We start from the raw sequence: 16,599 nt of genomic DNA, 5'->3' as shown, positions 1-16,599 counted from the left end.
GTCACTTAACTCCCTTGATGCGGTAAACGAGAACGGCGCCGGCGAGTGCGACGAGAGCTCCGAAGAGGTACCAGGTCGTGTAGCCGCCCAGCGGCGTCGCGGCGCCGAGAGCGATGATGCTCGGCGCGATGGCCGGGGCGATCGACTGGGGAAGGGCGTTGGCGATGTTGAGCACGCCGAGGTCCTTCGCCACGTCGTCGGGGTTGGGCAGCACTTCGGTCGCCAGCGCGAGATCGACCGACAGGAACGACCCGGCACCGAGTCCGATGATGGCCTGAGCGACGATGACGACGGCGATCGACGGAGCGATCGCGAGGATCAAGAGGCCCACGACCATGATGACGCCGGCGATCGCGACGAACGGCCGGCGCTTGCCGATCTTGTCGGAGAGGAATCCGCCGAGCGGCGCGGAGATAGCCATCGCGGCCATGGAGGCGAGGTTGGCGATCAGGATCGTGCCGACTGCGCCCTGCTCGTCGAGCTGGAACTTGGTCACCAGGTAGAGCGGCAGGAAGGTGGCGATGCCCGCGTAGCCGAACATCACGAAGAACTTCGTGAGCCAGGTCCATCCGAAGTCGGGGTGCTTGCGGGGGTTGAACACGAACGAGCCGAAGAACGTGCCGACCGTGAAGCGCGTGGCGGGCTTCTCGGTGAGACGACGGTCCTTGAGGGTGAGCACGAACACGATGACGAGGATCAGCGCGATGGCACCGGGGACGAAGAAGCGCTCGAAGTCGCCGGGGAGGAAGTTGACGATGAAGCTGCCGGCGAGGATGCCGATGGGGGTCGTGATGCCGATGATGCCCGACACCTTGCCACGGCTCGAGACCGGCACCTGATCGGGCAGGGTCGCGTTGGCCGCCGCGAGCACGGCGTTCATGGATGCCTGCACGAGGCACCACGCGAGAAGAACGACGAGCACCGAGGTCGCGGCGCCGATGATCGCGAAGCCGCCGAGGCCGACGATCGCACCGCCGAGGATCCAGGGGCGACGCATGCCCCACCGCGAGGTCGTGCGGTCGGAGAGGCGACCGACGAGGGGATTCGCGATGAGCGCGAAGGCCGCACCGACACCCATCACCAGTCCGAGGCTCGCCTCGGTGTTGGTGGGGTCGAGCCGCTGGATCTTGAAGGCCATCGACACCATCACCGGGGTGAGCAGGGCGAGGTAGACGCCGAAGTTCACGGCGGCGAGTCCGGGGGTGTAGCCACGGGGCGTCTTCAGCGGGGTGGTGCCGGGAACTTTGAAACCGGTCGTTCCTACGGCGGCCGCGGTGGCGGCCGATGACAGCTCTGTCACGGGTGGATCCTTTCGGGCAAGGTGCGCCGGTCATCTGCGACACGACGTGAGGATGACAATACCGGAATATCGACCGATTGGTAAGTGAATGTCTACCGATTGGTAATGAGAGAGAATGAGAGGGAAGGGTGGACGGGATGACGACAGCAGCCACGACGGGCTCGCGCCAGGCGCGCGCCGCGGCCACGCGTCAGCGGATCGTGGACGCGGCCCGAGAGCTCTTCGTCTCGAACGGATACCGTTCGACGTCCCTGCGCGACATCGCCGCCGCGGCATCCGTGAGCCATCCGGGGCTGCTCGGACACTTCGCGTCGAAGGACGACCTGCTCGCCGAGGTCGTCGCCGGTTTCGAGGACGACAACGAACGGGCATTCGACCTGCTCGCTGCGGCATCCGATTCCGGTGAACTGATCTTCGCGGACGTGGCTCGACGCAACGCGCGCACCCCCGGCTACCTCGAGCTCTTCGCCGCACTCACCGGGGAAGCATCCGCCTCCGGACACCCGGCGCACGAGCGGATGCGCCAGCGGTATGCACGCCTGCACCGCCTCAGCACGGATGTCCTCGAAGATGCGGCGCTGCATGGGACGATCGGCGCCGACCGCGACGTCGCGGACGAGTCCGTGCGTCACAGCGCGGGCTGGGACGGGCTGCAGCTGATCTCTCAGTATCTGCCTGAGCGGGTCGACGTCGTGCAGACGCTCGAGGAGCGCGAAGCCCTGTGGGCACTGCCCTACGGGTGGCGGGATGCCGACAGCCCCGACCCTTCTTCGACCGCTGCCGGCCCCCTGCCGCCTGTGTTCGGAGAGCCCGCCGTCGACGACTCGCCGGGATACGAGGTGGGACGGCGCCGCCGCGCGCAGATCCTCGCCGACGCCTCACGCCTGTTCTCCCAGGACGGCTACGGGGACACCAGTCTTCGGGACATCGCCCAGGCTGTCGGCGTCTCGAAGTCCACTCTGCTCCACCACTACCCGTCGAAGGAACTGCTGCTCAGCGCGGTGCTCTCCGAGCGCGACAGCGCGATCCGTGTGCGCAGCGAGTCCACCCATGCCGAGCGAGCCTCCGACGCGCTGCGCGCGATCCCGCTCGGAGCACGGGTGAGCGCACTCGACGAGCCCGGCCTCATCGAGGTCTACGCGGTGCTCTCCTGCGAAGCGGTGCCGGCCATGCACCCTGCGCACGACTACTTCGCCACGCGGTTCTCCCAGGCGATCGATTACTTCACCGAGCTGTTCCGTCTCGCCCGCATCGACGGCGATCTGCCCGAGCACCGCGACCCCGAGCACGAGGCGATCTGGCTGATCGCCCTGTGGGACGGCCTGCAGTACCAGTGGCTCTACGACCGCGGGGCCGTCGACGTCGGCGCCCACCTGCGCGCGCATCTCGAAGACGTGCTGCCGAGCTGAACGGCGCCCTGCGTCAGCCGGCCGCGATGACGGTGAGCACTCCCTCGCCGTAGGCATCCCGCTTCTTGGCGCCGATCCCCGTGATCCCGTCGAGGTCGGCCAGCGAAGCCGGACGATGCTCGGCGAGCGCACGCAGCGTCGCATCGCCGAAGACGATGTACGCCGGAACGCCCTGCTCGCGCGCCGTCTCGGCGCGCCACGCCCGCAGCGCCTCGAAGAGCGGGCGGTCGGACTGATCGAGCGCGTCCGCCGCACTCGCCTTGCGTGCCCGCGGCGACGAAGCGGGGCGTCCGATCGTGTCCTTGCGCAACGGCACCGGGGTCTCGCCCTTCAGAACGCCGGCCGACTGCTCGCCCGGAGCGAGCGTGCCGTAGTCGCCCTGGGCCACGATGATCCCCCGTGCGAGCAGCTGGCGGACGACGCTGCGCCAGTCCTGGTCGGAGAGGTCGGCGCCGATTCCATAGGTCGCGAGCTTCTCGTGCCCCTGCTGACGGATGCGCTCGGTCGAGGCTCCGCGGAGGATGTCGATCAGATGCCCGGCTCCGAAGGCCTGATTGCGCTCGCGCTTGAGCCGCACGATCGTCGAGAGCAGCTTCTGTGCCGGGATCAGGCCGTCGAAGGTCTCGGTCTCGTCGAGGCACGTGTCGCAGTTGCCGCACGGCTGCGAGTCCTGCCCGAAGTAGCCGAGAAGGTTCTGGCGGCGGCACTCGACCGTCTCGCACAGCGCGAGCATCGCGTCGAGGTGCTGCCCCAGGCGCATCTTGAACGTGCGATCGCCCGGGCTCTGGTCGATCATGCGGCGCTGCTGCACCACGTCACCCAGGCCATACGCCATCCAGGCGATCGACGGCTCGCCGTCACGGCCCGCGCGACCGGTCTCCTGGTAGTAGCCCTCGACGGACTTCGGCAGGTCGATGTGAGCGACGAAGCGCACATCGGGCTTGTCGATTCCCATGCCGAAGGCGATCGTCGCGACCATCACGACGCCGTCCTCGCGCAGGAACCGGGACTGGTTCTTCGCGCGCACCTCGGCCGGAAGACCGGCGTGATACGGCAGCGCGTCGAAGCCCTGAGCGGCGAGATAGGTCGCGGTCTGCTCGACGGACTTCCGGCTCAGCGCGTAGACGATGCCGACTGAGCCCTCCGGCTGCGCGCGGATGAACGAGACGAGCTGCTTGCGCGGATCGACCTTGGGCACGATCCGATACTGGATGTTGGGCCGGTCGAAGCTGGCCACGTAGTGCTGGGCGGCGTCGAGACGCAGTCGCTCGGTGAGCTCCTTGTGCGTCGCCCGGGTGGCGGTGGCCGTGAGCGCCATGCGCGGAACACCGGGGAACCGCTCGCCCAGATCGCCGAGTGCGAGGTAGTCGGGGCGGAAGTCATGACCCCACTGCGACACGCAGTGCGCCTCGTCGATCGCGATGACGCTGAGCGTGCCGCGCTGCAGCAGGGCGGTCGTCTGCGGCGAGGACAGCCGCTCGGGGGCGACGTAGATGAGGTCGAGTTCGCCGGCGACGTACGCCCGTTCGACCTCGCGCCGCTCTTCGATCGCCTGGGTCGAGTTGAGATAGGCGGCGTTGACGCCGTTGGCCCGGAGCGCGTCGACCTGGTCGTGCATGAGAGCGATGAGCGGGCTGATCACGAGGCCGGTGCCCTCGCGCACGAGTGCGGGCACCTGATAGGTGACGCTCTTGCCGCCGCCGGTGGGCATGAGCACGACAGCGTCACCGCCCGAGATGACCTGATCGACGATCGCGGCCTGATCGCCGCGGAACTCGTCGTAGCCGAAGACCGTGTGCAGCGCCTCGGCCGCAGTCGCGTATCGACTGGGGGCCGCCTGTCGCGCGGCCGTCGCCGTCACCCCGGGAGCAGATGAGCGTGCGGATGACCGCGCGGACGCCGATCCGACCGGTGTCACGGGGCCCTGGCCCCAGTCGAGCGGCGGCTCGTACCCGGCGCCCTGCGGCTCCCAGTCCATCGGCTCGGGCGGCTCGGAGGGCTCCCACCCTGCGCCGTCCCACGGCTCGTCGGCGTAGGGCAGATCCTCGTACGGGTCACGGGGAGTCTGCGGCATCCCTCCAGCGTAACGACCCCCGCCGACGTCGGCCGCGCCTGTGGACGCTCAGCGGGCGTAGGTTTGTGGCAGACGCCCGAAGGAGCCCCGATGACCGACATCACCGTCACCCGCAACGACGACGCCTCCCGCTACGAGATCCACTCGGATGAGACGCTCGCGGGCTTCGCCGAGTTCGAGCTGCGTCCGGGCGCGATCCGCTTCATCCACACCGAGATCGACCCCGCGTTCCAGGGTCAGGGACTCGCGGGGATCCTCGCTGAGCGCGCCCTGACGGATGCCGCGGCATCCCGCGACGCGATCATGCCGCTCTGCCCGTACATCGCGAAGTACCTGACGACGCATGAAATCCCGGGCGCCGAGATCCGCTGGCCCAAGCGGCCCGGCGCTGCTCCGACGGAGGCGTGATGATCGGCGAACGACGCATCGTGCTCGAGCCACGCGAGGTGCCGCTCGGCGGGGTGCGCGGGATGAACGTGCTGCGCGTGCTGCCGCATCGCAACCTCCCGACCATCGGTGCGTGGTGCTTCCTCGACCGGTTCGGCCCCGCCGACACCAGGATGCGGGTCGAACCGCATCCGCACATCGGCCTGCAGACCGTGACCTGGCCGCTGGTCGGAGAGATCCGTCACCGGGACTCGGTCGGCAGCGACGCCGACCTCCGCAGGGGCCAGCTGAACCTCATGACCGCCGGCAACGGCATCTCGCATTCGGAGTACTCGATCGGTGATGATCCGATCCCCCTCGACGCCCTGCAGTTCTGGGTGGTGCTGCCCGAGAGCGCACGGCACGGCGCTGCCGGTTTCGAACGGCACACCGAGCTGCCACAGCTGCCGCTCCCTGCCGACGAGGGTCAGGACGCCACCGCCACCGTCGTCCTCGGCGAGTTCGCCGGCACCTCATCGCCCGCCACCGTGCACACCCCGATCGTCGGCGCGGAAATCCGGATCCCCGCGGGCGCTCGTCTGCACCTGCCCTTGCGTTCGGGATGGGAGCATGGCCTCATGCTCGTCGAGGGTGATGCCGTCGTCGCCACGCACGGGATGTCGTCGAACGACATGCTGTACCTCGGCGACTCGAGGGACTCGGTCGAGGTGTCCAGCGCACAGGGAGCGCTGCTGTTCCTCATCGGCGGCGAGCCCTTCGAGGACGAGATCGTCATGTGGTGGAACTTCGCCGGACGCACGCACGAGGAGATCGTCGAGGCTCGCACCGAGTGGGAGGCGGCCTCCGCTCGGTTCGGTGTCGTCGAAGGGCACGACGTCCGCATCCCCGCTCCGCCTCTTCCCGACGTGCGGCTGATGCCGCGCGGCCGCAAGATCTGACGGCTCTGACTGCGACGCCGCGCCCCGCGCGCGACGCGACGCGGCCTCGACGCGGCCTCGACGATGCGGCGACCGCACGCGACGGCGCCCCGCGCTCCGAAGAGCACGGGGCGCCGGCGCTGATCGCTACTGCGCGTCGACCGTCACGATCGTGCGCACGGCGGACTCGCCGTACTGCACGAGGCCGAGGTACCGGGTGCCGGCGGTGAGGCCGGTCCAGCTCAGCTCGTAGCTCGTCGCCTGGCCGCGGACGGCCTCGATCGGGTTCGGGGTCGCGGTGAACGCCCCTTCACCCTCGGGCTGCACGTTGGCGTAGGTCAAGTCCCACGTCATCGGGGCCGAGGTCGAGTAGACGTTCGCGACCACCAGGTAGGTGCCCGCCGTCGGAGCCGGGAGTGTGACCTGCTCATCCGCCGAACCGGTCGCCGACTGCCAGCGCTCGTAGTAGCGCAGGTCGTCGGCGCTCACGACCCGGTAGACGGTCAGGTCGAGGTCGCTGCCCGCGTCATCCGACGAGTCGAGGTCGAAGCGCGAGAGCGTCGTGCCCGCCGGCACGTCGACGATCCACGACACGTCCTTGTTCTCATCGCCCGACGCCTCATCGCCCGAGTGTCCGACGACACGGCCGTCGGGGTCCTCCAGCAGAGTGAACGGCGTGAGTCCCGAGAGCCCGAGCGCCAGAGCACCGTCGACGCCGGGGGTGATCTCGACCGTGGTCGCCCCCTCGACTCCGGTGCCCTCGACCTCGGCCGGCGCGTCGGCCGTCACGGGGAAGACCGCGATCGGCGAGCGCACCGAGTTGCTCTTGCTCGTCCAGGTGAGCGACCCGGTCGCCCACTGCTCGACGGGAGCACTCTGGTTGTCGAACGTGACCGTGTAGGTCGCGGTCTGGCCGGGCTTGGTGAACTTCAGCGTCGAGGGCTCGACGGTCACGTCGACGCCGGGCAGATCGACGGATGCCGTGAACGTGCCCTTCTCGGTCGCCGTGACCGTGCGGGTGACGCTCTGCGCGCTCGCGAGCGATCCGATCGAGAACGATGCGATGTTCAGGTCGCTGCCGTCGATCGGCTCGACGCCGTCGAACTCCGCCAGACCCTTGCCCTCGAGGAACGCGGCCCAGTCGGGCACGTCGTTCAGGTAGAGCAGGCCCGGGTTGAAGTAGCGCTTCGGGTCGACCTGGCCCGCACCCTGCTGGAACGGGTCCTTGTTGGCCGAGCCGTCGGGGTTCACCGTGTCGTAGGCGGTCGTCATCATGGCCGACTTGACCTCAGCCGGCTTCGCGTTGGGACGCTCGCCGAGGTACAGCGCCGCGAGACCGGCGATGTGCGGTGACGCCATCGACGTGCCCGACAGGATGCCGAAGGTCGGCGCCTCTCCGGGCCCGTTCTGCGTGGCCGCGAGGATCGCGACGCCGGGGGCTGCGATGTCGGGCTTCATGATGTCGCTGCCGTCGGCGAGCATCGGGCCACGGCTCGAGAAGCCGGCGATCTGGGGCACCGGGGTCACGACACCGGTCGTGTTCTCGCCGACGAGCGTGATCGGGCGATCGGTGCCGCCCTGCACATAGGCGAGCACGGCTGCGCGATGCACGGACGAAAGGTGCACGGTGGGCACCGCGTGGAAGTCGTTGTCGAGCGAGTCCGCACCACCGGGCACGTTCACGAGCACGACGCCCATGCCGCCGGCATCCTTCACGACCTGCGACTTCTCGGCGCGGGCGTTGCCCCCGCGGTCGCAGACCACGATGTGAGCCGTGACCTTCGCCGCATCCAGCGTGCCCGGAAGGCACAGCGCGGCATCGGCGGCAGCCTGTCCGGCAGCCGGCGCGTCACCCGCGTAGATCGACGGCCCGGTGACAGTCGTGCCGAACGGCACGCTCACCGATGCGCCGGCCTGGGCGAAGCCGTCGAACTGCACGGTGCCCTCCCACGTCGGGATCGTCGATGCCGCGACCGTGGTGTACCAGGGGGAGGCGTGGTCGGCGGTGACGGAGTCGGGACCGTCGTTGCCGGCGCTCGTGGCGACGAAGACGCCGGCTGCCGCCGCGTTGAAGAACGCGATGTCCTCGGGGGCGAGCACGGTGGATGCCGCTCCGCCGCCGATCGAGTAGTTGATCACGTCGACGCCGTCGGCGACCGCCTGGTCGATTGCGGCGATCAGGTCGCTGCCCGCGCAGATGTCATCGGTGGTGACGGCCTCATCGGGCCCGACGTAGCAGGCCTTGTAGGCGGCGACCTTGGCTCCGGGGGCGACCCCCGAGATCTTGCCGAAGTCGACGTCCTCGATCGAGGCCTTCACGCCGAAGTTGCCGGCCGCCGTGCTCGCGGTGTGCGAACCGTGGCCGTCGCCGTCGCGCGGCGAGAGGTAGTCGTACTGGAAGTCGAATCCGGCCGCCTCGGCGCCGGTGTAGAAGTACTGGGCTCCGATGAGCTTCGACGAGTAGTCGCCCTTGTCCCACTCCTGAGCCTCGACCATCGTGCTCTGGAACTGGCCGCCGTCGGACTTGTCGAAGTAGACGAAGGTGCCGTCGGTGTACGGCTGACCGCCCTTGTGGCGCTTGTCGTTCTTCGGCTGCTTCTTGAGCTTCTTGCTCTCGAAGGAGGGGTGCTCGGGAGCGATGCCCGTGTCGATGACACCCACGACCACGCCCTCGCCGGCCTTGTCGACGCCGCCGGTCTGCTGCCAGACGCCGCCACGCCCCTTCTTGTCATCGCCGAGACCGAGGAAGTCCGTCGAGGTCTGCGCGTCGGGGTGACGGATGAAGTCGGGGTAGACGTCGTACACGTCCTTCGACGCACGCAGCTTGTCGACCTGCGCGCCCGTGAGCTCGGCGCTGAAGCCGTTGAGCACGACCTGGTAGCTGATCTCGGGAGTGACTCCCGCCTCCTGCGCGACCGTCTGCTGCTCGGCCTCGAGGTGCTGCACGTAGCGCTGCGAATCCTGCGACTGCGTCTCGAGCTGCTCGCCTTCGGCGGGCTTGGTGGCCTTGAGCCCGTTGACGTCGCCGGTGTAGCTCGCGAGCGGATCGGACTTCAGCACGACGATGTAGTGACCGGGCGTGCCGTCGACCGGAGTGGGGTTTGTCACCTCCTCCGTGCCTGCGTAGCCTGCGGTTGCCGTCGATGCGATGAACAGCGTTGCCAGGGTGGTGGCCGCTGCCATCCGGAGGGGTGTTCGACCCATGTGCTTCTCCCGATGATCACGGTGCGACTGCGGTGCCGCACCGCCGTTCAAGCTACGCCCGGCTTCCGTCCACACACCAGGGTCGGGGATTATTCCTGGACGAACGGCCAGCCGTGTCGACAATGGTCGACAGTAGGCTGGAGGGGTGGCCCCCTCCCCCGTTCTGACGACCCGCGTGCTGCTGGTCTGCGCCGCGATCGGCGTCGCCACGGGCATCCTCGGGGGGATCGCCGGGCTCATCACGCCGATCGTCATCGTGGGCGCTCCGTATCTCTACGGACTCGTGCTCGGCTCGCACGTGCTGCCGGGGATCATCGCTCAGGAGGTGCTGCGCCGCCCCTTCGTGGCCCTCGTCACGCACGTGTTCGCCGCCCTCATCTCGAGCGCGTTCAATCCCGCCTGGACGCTGCGCTTCATCGGCACCGCGCTGCTGTTCGGGGCGATCCAGGAGGGCATCGCCGCGCTCACCCGCTACCGCTCCTGGGGCCCTTGGCGCTTCTTCATCTCCGCAGCGATCATCGGGGTCATCGTGGCCGTCGTGGTGTTCTTCGCCGTCGACCTCGCGACCTTCCCGCTGTGGGCGGAGATCTCCTACCTCGTGATCGCGGTGCTCGGTCCGATCGCGTGGACCGCAGCAGGACTCGCGATCGGATCTTCTCTCAGCCGCGCAGGCGTCGCTCGGCGCTGATCACGGCGTCCGACCCTTCCGAGCCGTCCGGCCTGTGCAGATCAGGTAAGGCTCAGCTAAGTTAGAACGGTACCGATCCGCTGAAACCGGGGTTATGCCGTGCGCTCATCTGCGCCTCTCCTCCGCGTGCGTGACCTCTCGATCACCCACGCCGATGCTGTGCACCCCTCGCCGCGGGACGTCACCTTCGACATCGATGCCGGCGAGGTGGTGCTGCTGCTCGGCCCTTCGGGTTCGGGCAAGTCGACGCTCACGCTCGCGCTCAACGGGCTGATCCCGCACGCCGTGCCCGCGACCATGACGGGATCGGTCGAGGCCGGCGGAGTCAGCACGGCGGATGCCGACACCGCATCGCTGAGCACCCACGTCGCGATGGTCTTCCAGGACCCGGACGCCCAGATCGTCACCGGCACGGTCTACGACGAGGTCGCCTTCGGCCCCGAGAACCTGGTGCTGTCGCTCGACGAGGTGCGCACGAGAACCGAAGACGCACTACGCCGTGTCGGCCTGTGGGAGCGGCGCGATGAGAACCCCGATCGCCTGTCCGGCGGCGGGCGTCAGCGTCTCGCGATCGCGTGCGCGCTGGCGATGGGGTCGCCCCTGATCGTGCTCGACGAACCGACCGCGAACCTCGATCCGCAGGGCATCGACGACGTCTACGCCGCACTGACCGACGTCATCGCAGCGGGCGACCGCGGCATCCTGCTCGTCGAGCACAATCTCGACGCCGCGATGGGGTTCCTGACCCGCACGATCGTGCTCGACCGCGCAGGGCGGGTCGTCTTCGACGGGCCACCGGCCCGGATCATCCGGGGGCACGCGGCGGAGCTCGTCGAGATGGGTGTCTGGCTGCCTGCGGCGACACTCGCGGCGCTGCGGATGCGGGATGCCGGAACACTGCATCTCGACGACCTTCCATTGACACCCGAGGAGCTCGCCGCGGCACTGGCGGCGGCATCCGCCACTCCTGATCCGTCCGGTGTGCAGGACCACGGCACGGATGCAGGACCGGATACCGCTGTCTCCTCCGGCATCCGTGCGTCGGTCCTGCAGACGCACGAAGGAATGACGGATGCGGCAGACCGTGCAGCCACTCCGATCGTCCGCGCCCGCGGGCTGATGGTTCGTCGTCACCGCACGGAGATCCTGCACGGCATCGACCTCGACATCGAGGCGGGAACCCTGACGGCGATCGTCGGCACCAACGGCGCCGGAAAGACCACCCTTCTGCAGGCGCTCGCCGGTGTCGTCCCGCCGCCCCGGCGGCAGGTCACGGTCGACGGCATGGACCCCGGGTCGGCCTCGCCGCGCGAGCTCTCGAGCCGCATCGGGTTCGTGTTCCAGAACCCGGAGCACCAGTTCATCGCGCACACCGTGTTCGACGAGCTCGCGCACGGACTTCGGCTGCGGCACACCCCGGATGCCGAGACGCGCGAGCGCGTCGACGCCATGCTGATGCGCTTCGGCCTCGAGGCCAAGGCCGATGTGCATCCGTTCCTGCTCTCGGGCGGCGAGAAGCGCCGCCTCTCGGTCGGCACGGCCCTGATCACCCGCCCGCGGGTGCTCGCCCTCGACGAACCGACCTTCGGCCAGGATCGTGCACGGGCGTCCGAGCTCCTCACTCTGCTGCACGACCTGCGTGACGAGGGGACGACGATCGTCATAGTGACCCATGACCTGCAGCTCGTCGCCGAGCACACGTCGCACACGGTGATCCTGAAAGACGGTCGCGTGCACGCCGCCGACCGCACCGACGCGCTCTTCGCCCACGAGACGCCGTTCGTCGAGGCAGGGCTCCGCCTTCCGGCGCTGCAGCGCGTGCTCGCCGCAGCGGGACGGGCGATCGCATGACCGCCCACGCCTTCGACCCGTATGCCGCGATGTCGGCATCGTCTCGGCGCCAGTTCCTGTATGCGCTCAATCCGCTGGCGAAGATCGCGGGAGTCGCCCCGGCCATGGTGCTGCTGATCTTCGTGCGCGACCTCGCCACGCCCGCCGCCTTCCTGGCGCTGTCGCTCGCGGTGATCGTCATCGGATCGCGGGTGACCTGGCGCATCGCCGCGGTGCTGTTCCTCGCACTCCCACTCGGCATGATCGCCATCGGGCTCGGGTTCTCGCTGTGGGTCGACGCCGAGATCGTGCGCGACACCGCTGCCGTGGTGCAGCTCGGCGACTGGACGCTGCGCCAGGGCGCCCTCGCGATCGGCTTCGCCACGGCTCTGCGGCTCGGCGCGATCGTCTCGCTCGCACTCATCGGCGGCCTGACCACCACCGGCCCCGACCTCGTGCGCGCCAGCGTGCAGCAGCTGCGGGTGCCCTACCGCATCGGCTACACGGCCCTGGCCGCGTTCCGCTTCGTGCCGCGCTTCGGGCACGAGCTCGCGGTGATCAGAGCCGCGCATCGCGTGCGAGGGCACCATGGGGGCAGCAGTCCCTTCGCGCGCATCGCTCGCGGCTGGGGATACATCGTTCCGCTGCTCGCGGGTGCGATCCGCCACGCCGAGCGCGTGGCCCTGGCCATGGACTCGCGGGCCTTCGGCGCGCACTCGACGCGCACCGAGAGGCACCTCGTGCCGTTCCGCATCCGAGACACCGTCTTCATCGTCGCCTCGATCGCCGCATCCGCCGCGATCTTCATGCTCTTCTTCCCCTGGCAGCTGCCCTGAAAGGCGCCCGCATGGCATACAGCAGACTGGTCAAGCCCGAGACCGCCGAACTCCTCCATCTCAGCGTGCTGCGCACCGAGCGCCTCTCCGAGCACTGGATGAGGGTCACGCTCGGAGGCGGTGAGATCGAGAAGTTCCGCCCGATGGGCTTCGACCAGTGGTTCCGCCTGTTCCTGCCGATCGGCGGCGATGCGGGGCTCGACCGCGTTCCCGCGAAGGCGAACAAGATGTTCGGATACCTCAGGTTCCTGCGGATCCCCGACGGCGAGCGCCCGGTCATGCGCAACTACAGCGTGCGCGCGTACCGGGCGGCCACCGCCGAGTCGGGCGCCGAGATCGACGTCGACTTCGTGCTGCACGGGTCTGCGGCCGACGGCACGGCCGGCCCCGCGTCACGCTGGGCGGAGACCTGCGAACCCGGCGAGCACGTGCTCATCATCGACGAGGGCCTCACGTTCAACCCGCAGCGCGGAACGGATCGCGTGGTGCTGGTCGGCGATGAGACGGCGCTCCCCGCGATCGCCTCGATCTGCGCGTCACTGCCTGCGGACGCGACGGGAACGGCGATCATCGAGGTGCCGTCCGAGGCCGACGCTCTGGAGTTCCCGCACCCCGCCGGCGTCGAGATCATCTGGCTCGCGCGGCCGCACGAGTTCGACCCCGGATCGTTCGCCCTCGCCCGGCTGCGCGAGCTGACACTGCCGGCAGCGCCTTTCCACGCGTACGCCGCGGGCGAGCAGTCGCTGGCCTCGGGTGCACGCAAGCATCTCGTCGGCGAGCGCGGTGTCGACAAGAACGACGTGAGCTTCTGCGGCTACTGGAAGATCGGCGCGGCCTCGCCCACCTCGAAGGCGGCGCGCGAGGCTGCGGCGGAGCCCCTCGCATGAACGACGCGGATGCATCGGGCTCGAACCCCTACGCGGAAGTGTCGGCCGCTGCGGGGTCGGGAACGCACCGCGAATCGGGCTCCGAGGTGCAGAATCGACCCCGCACCGGCGGCGGACGCTCGCGATTCCGCATCCCGACGGCGATCCTGCTGACGTGCGCGGCACTCGGAGTCGCCGGTGGCGCGCTCCTCGCCCCGGCGAACTGGATCTCGACGATCCTCTTCCCCGGCCTGCCCTTCGTGAGCGTGGCGCTGGCCGGCCTCTGGCTGCTCCCCTCGGTGATCGCCCTCCGCCTGCTGCGGCGCCCACTCGTCGGCCTGCTGGTGGGCCTGCTGGCCGGTCTCGTGATCGTGCCGTTCTCGGGCTACGGCTTCAGCAGCGTGGCCACCAACCTCTGGTGGGCGGCGTTCACCGAGCTGCCGTTCCTGTTCGTCCTCTGGCGCTACTGGGGAACCTGGCTGCACTACCTCGGGGCACTGATCGTCGGCATCGTCTACCCGATCCTCGCCTGGGCCTCGTTCGATCTCGGCAGCTTCGGGCTTCCCCTTCAGATCACCTTCTTCGCCGTGACCCTCGGCAGCTGCCTCGGCGCCACCGCACTCGGCATCCTCATCGCCGATCGGCTGCGCAAGGCCGGCGTCGGTGGCCGACTGCCCCGCTGACCCGCGCTGGCTCGTGTCCGCCTGCGCGCCTGCAGGCCCGTTTCCTGCGGTCAGCCGTGCCATCGACAGGAGAAGGGCCCCGGATGCCGGCATCCGGGGCCCTTCTCTGAGAGGTTCGTCAGCGCTTGCCGACGATCTGGCGGCCGACGAGGTCGCGCATGATCTCGTTCGTGCCGCCGTAGATGCGGTGCACGCGGGCGTCGGTGAAGGCGCGGGCGATCGGGTACTCCATGATGTAGCCGTAGCCGCCGTGCAGCTGCACACCCGTGTCGAGCACCTCCCACTCGCGCTCGGTCGCCCAGAACTTGACCTTCGCAGCGTCCTCGGCGGTGAGGGTGCTGTTCTTGTAGGCGAGCAGCGCACGGTCGATGTACGCCCACATCGCGTCGGTGGTCGCCGCCATGTCGGCGAGCCGGAAGCGGGTGTTCTGGAAGTCGGCGATGCGCTCACCGAACGCCTCACGGTCCTTCGTGTAGGCGACGGTCCAGTCGAGGGCGGCCTGGGCGGCAGCGGCCGCGGCCACGCCGATCGACAGCCGCTCGAGCGGCAGGTTCAGCATCAGTTGGATGAAGCCCTGCCCCTCCTTGCCGCTGATGAGGTTCTCGTCGGGGATGAACACGTCGGTGAAGCTGAGCTCGGCCGTGTCCCAGCCGTGGAAGCCCATCTTGCTGAGCTTCTTGCCCTGATCGAAGCCCTCCATGCCCTTCTCGACGAGCAGCAGGCTGAACGCGTCGGGACGGTTGCCCTCACCGGTCTTGACGAAGGTCACCACGACGTCGGCCGTCGAGCCCGACGAGATGAACGTCTTGGCGCCGTTGAGGATGTAGCCCCCGTCGACCTTCTTCGCGTTGGTCTTGATGCCGCGCAGGTCAGAGCCCGCGCCGGGATCGGTCATGGCGAGCGCACCGAGCACCTCGCCCGTGGCCATGCGGGGCAGCCACTTCTCCTTCTGCTCCTGCGTGCCCATGTGCACGAGGTAGGGCACGGCGAGGTCGTCCTGGATGCCGAAGGCACCGGCGAGCGACCCTGCTCCGGAAGCGATGACCTCCTCCATGACGATGGTGCGGAAGCGGTAGTCCTGCAGCATGCCGGCACCGCCGAACTCCTCGGGGACGGACAGTCCGATCAGACCGGCCTCGCCTGCGGCCAGCATCGTCGCCCGGTCGATCTCACCCGCGGCATCCCACCGCTCGATGGCCTCGTTGTTCACGTGGCGCTTGACGAAGTCCTTGACGAGGTCGCGGAAGGCCTCGTGATCCTCTTCGTAGATGTCGCGTTCCATTGCGTCCTCCCGAACGTTCGTGCGTCATTGCTCCGGCGATTCTATGCCGGGTCGCCGACACCGCGACAGCTCGTTGTGAGAATGCATCCCACAATCCGTGAGACTCGGTACCGCGATTGTCGGATGCCGCAATGCGGTCGCACACGCGCCGCTGTCACTGCGCTCAGTGGGCGTAATCAGGGGCCGCGGGGAGCCCGAAGAACTCCTCCAGCGTGTGATACCCGCCGTGGTGATACGCCGCCGCGAGCTCGCGTCCGAGATATCGCAGGTGCCAGGGCTCGGGCTTGTATCCGGTGATGCCGGAGCCGACCTGCTCGTAGCGCACGATGAAGCCGTACTCCCAGGCGTTCGCCGCGATCCACTGCCCCTGCACCGTCGCGCCGAACGACTCGATGGCTCCGCACGACGAATCGCACGCCACGAGATCGAGCGCCAGCCCCGTCTGATGTTCGCTGTGACCGGCACGCGCCGACGAGGCGTCCGCACCCGCCTGCCCGCTGTTGCGCACATGGGAGGCGTGGGTCACGACCTGCAGCTCATACGATCGGTAGCCGTTGTTCGCTCCGATGCGCCCCGCGCCCTCTGCGGCCGCCGCATCCGCCATCTCTCCGACCGCCGCGGCGACGTCCGTCCGCGCCTGACCGGAGCGGGTGGTCATCTGCAGCGGAAGGTCGGCGAGCGACGACGGCGCGAAGGAGACCGGAGCGAGCGGACGCGCCTTGTTGACGACGACCCAGACGTGAGCCGGGTCGTCGAGCGCGATGCAGGGTGCGTTGCCCGCCACGACAGCGGAACGGAAGCTCTCGCCACCCCCGAAGCCGGCGATGATCGCCGCATCGTCTGCGACGGCTATCGCCTCGAGCACGCTCGGCTCCGAACACGGATCGGCAGCGGTGGTCGCACCGACCTCGACCGCCGGCACCTCCTGCACGACGGACGGCTGCGGCATCGCCAGCTCGTCGGTCGTCTCGGCCACCGGCGCACCGGCCAGCGACAGCAGCACGCCGATCGCCGTCGCCGCGAGACCGATGGGCAGCGCGGGACCGCGGATCGGGGAGCGCGGCGCCGCATGCTGAGGCTGCGGCGGGAAGAACATGCTTCCATTGTCCCTCATGTCCATTCG

General features: G+C 69.1%; 13 protein-coding genes. 8 read left to right on the top strand and 5 right to left on the bottom strand.

Features of this window, described 5'->3' with window-relative positions; genetic code table 11:
* Position 1 precedes the first annotated feature (1 nt).
* Complete coding sequence (locus AKG07_RS15175; protein ID WP_053098649.1) at positions 2 to 1,300, bottom strand: MFS transporter; 1,299 nt, start codon at positions 1,298 to 1,300, stop codon at positions 2 to 4.
* Positions 1,301 to 1,437: 137 nt separating this feature from the next.
* Here AKG07_RS15175 and AKG07_RS15170 point away from each other — a divergent pair, with 137 nt between their 5' ends.
* Complete coding sequence (locus AKG07_RS15170; protein WP_053098648.1) at positions 1,438 to 2,709, top strand: TetR/AcrR family transcriptional regulator; 1,272 nt, start codon at positions 1,438 to 1,440, stop codon at positions 2,707 to 2,709.
* Positions 2,710 to 2,722: 13 nt separating this feature from the next.
* Here AKG07_RS15170 and recQ read toward each other — a convergent pair whose 3' ends face one another.
* Positions 2,723 to 4,783 (bottom strand): DNA helicase RecQ, encoded by a 2,061-nt coding sequence (gene recQ, locus AKG07_RS15165; protein ID WP_053098647.1) that lies wholly within the window; start codon positions 4,781 to 4,783, stop codon positions 2,723 to 2,725.
* A 90-nt stretch (positions 4,784 to 4,873) separates the two neighbouring features.
* Here recQ and AKG07_RS15160 point away from each other — a divergent pair, with 90 nt between their 5' ends.
* Positions 4,874 to 5,191 (top strand): GNAT family N-acetyltransferase, encoded by a 318-nt coding sequence (locus tag AKG07_RS15160; RefSeq protein ID WP_053098646.1) that lies wholly within the window; start codon positions 4,874 to 4,876, stop codon positions 5,189 to 5,191.
* Positions 5,191 to 6,108, top strand: a complete 918-nt coding sequence (locus AKG07_RS15155; protein WP_053098645.1) for a pirin family protein — start codon at positions 5,191 to 5,193, stop codon at positions 6,106 to 6,108. The genes AKG07_RS15160 and AKG07_RS15155 overlap by 1 nt, the downstream gene beginning before the upstream one ends.
* Before the next feature lie 126 nt (positions 6,109 to 6,234).
* On the opposite strand, the gene AKG07_RS15150 is transcribed toward AKG07_RS15155, so the two are convergent.
* Positions 6,235 to 9,291: a S8 family peptidase gene (locus AKG07_RS15150; RefSeq protein ID WP_171821978.1), complete on the bottom strand. Its 3,057-nt coding sequence runs from the start codon at positions 9,289 to 9,291 to the stop codon at positions 6,235 to 6,237.
* Between the two features lie 145 nt (positions 9,292 to 9,436).
* Here AKG07_RS15150 and AKG07_RS15145 point away from each other — a divergent pair, with 145 nt between their 5' ends.
* From AKG07_RS15145 to AKG07_RS15125, 5 genes are all read left to right on the top strand, one after another.
* Positions 9,437 to 9,979 carry an ECF transporter S component gene (locus tag AKG07_RS15145; protein ID WP_053098643.1) on the top strand — a complete coding sequence of 181 codons (543 nt, stop codon included), beginning with the start codon at positions 9,437 to 9,439 and terminating at the stop codon, positions 9,977 to 9,979.
* Between the two features lie 99 nt (positions 9,980 to 10,078).
* Positions 10,079 to 11,830 carry an ABC transporter ATP-binding protein gene (locus AKG07_RS15140; protein ID WP_053098642.1) on the top strand — a complete coding sequence of 584 codons (1,752 nt, stop codon included), beginning with the start codon at positions 10,079 to 10,081 and terminating at the stop codon, positions 11,828 to 11,830.
* Positions 11,827 to 12,645, top strand: a complete 819-nt coding sequence (locus AKG07_RS15135; protein ID WP_053098641.1) for an energy-coupling factor transporter transmembrane component T — start codon at positions 11,827 to 11,829, stop codon at positions 12,643 to 12,645. Before AKG07_RS15140 ends, AKG07_RS15135 begins: the two co-directional genes overlap by 4 nt.
* 11 nt (positions 12,646 to 12,656) lie before the next feature.
* Complete coding sequence (locus AKG07_RS15130; RefSeq protein WP_053098640.1) at positions 12,657 to 13,532, top strand: siderophore-interacting protein; 876 nt, start codon at positions 12,657 to 12,659, stop codon at positions 13,530 to 13,532.
* Positions 13,529 to 14,194, top strand: coding sequence for an ECF transporter S component (locus AKG07_RS15125; RefSeq protein ID WP_082297967.1), 666 nt, complete (start codon positions 13,529 to 13,531; stop codon positions 14,192 to 14,194). The genes AKG07_RS15130 and AKG07_RS15125 overlap by 4 nt, the downstream gene beginning before the upstream one ends.
* Before the next feature lie 118 nt (positions 14,195 to 14,312).
* Here AKG07_RS15125 and AKG07_RS15120 read toward each other — a convergent pair whose 3' ends face one another.
* Both AKG07_RS15120 and AKG07_RS15115 read right to left on the bottom strand, forming a co-directional pair.
* The gene (locus AKG07_RS15120) at positions 14,313 to 15,476 is read right to left on the bottom strand and encodes an acyl-CoA dehydrogenase family protein (protein WP_053098639.1); all 1,164 of its coding nucleotides are present in this window, start codon (positions 15,474 to 15,476) and stop codon (positions 14,313 to 14,315) included.
* 163 nt (positions 15,477 to 15,639) lie between these two features.
* Positions 15,640 to 16,572 carry a M15 family metallopeptidase gene (locus tag AKG07_RS15115; RefSeq protein ID WP_053098638.1) on the bottom strand — a complete coding sequence of 311 codons (933 nt, stop codon included), beginning with the start codon at positions 16,570 to 16,572 and terminating at the stop codon, positions 15,640 to 15,642.
* Positions 16,573 to 16,599 lie beyond the last annotated feature (27 nt).

The organism is Microbacterium sp. CGR1 (genome assembly GCF_001266755.1).
Taxonomy (GTDB): Bacteria; Actinomycetota; Actinomycetes; order Actinomycetales; family Microbacteriaceae; genus Microbacterium.
Note: the sequence above shows the minus strand (reverse complement) of the source record. Positions and strands in the feature narration are given on the sequence as shown.

Coding starts and splice junctions, on each gene's coding strand:
- AKG07_RS15150 (WP_171821978.1), bottom strand. CDS start 9,291: ATGGGTCGAACACCCCTCCGGATGGCAGCGGCCACCACCCTGGCAACG.
- AKG07_RS15135 (WP_053098641.1), top strand. CDS start 11,827: ATGACCGCCCACGCCTTCGACCCGTATGCCGCGATGTCGGCATCGTCT.
- AKG07_RS15125 (WP_082297967.1), top strand. CDS start 13,529: ATGAACGACGCGGATGCATCGGGCTCGAACCCCTACGCGGAAGTGTCG.
- AKG07_RS15160 (WP_053098646.1), top strand. CDS start 4,874: ATGACCGACATCACCGTCACCCGCAACGACGACGCCTCCCGCTACGAG.
- recQ (WP_053098647.1), bottom strand. CDS start 4,783: ATGCCGCAGACTCCCCGTGACCCGTACGAGGATCTGCCCTACGCCGAC.
- AKG07_RS15155 (WP_053098645.1), top strand. CDS start 5,191: ATGATCGGCGAACGACGCATCGTGCTCGAGCCACGCGAGGTGCCGCTC.
- AKG07_RS15120 (WP_053098639.1), bottom strand. CDS start 15,476: ATGGAACGCGACATCTACGAAGAGGATCACGAGGCCTTCCGCGACCTC.
- AKG07_RS15115 (WP_053098638.1), bottom strand. CDS start 16,572: ATGTTCTTCCCGCCGCAGCCTCAGCATGCGGCGCCGCGCTCCCCGATC.
- AKG07_RS15130 (WP_053098640.1), top strand. CDS start 12,657: ATGGCATACAGCAGACTGGTCAAGCCCGAGACCGCCGAACTCCTCCAT.
- AKG07_RS15170 (WP_053098648.1), top strand. CDS start 1,438: ATGACGACAGCAGCCACGACGGGCTCGCGCCAGGCGCGCGCCGCGGCC.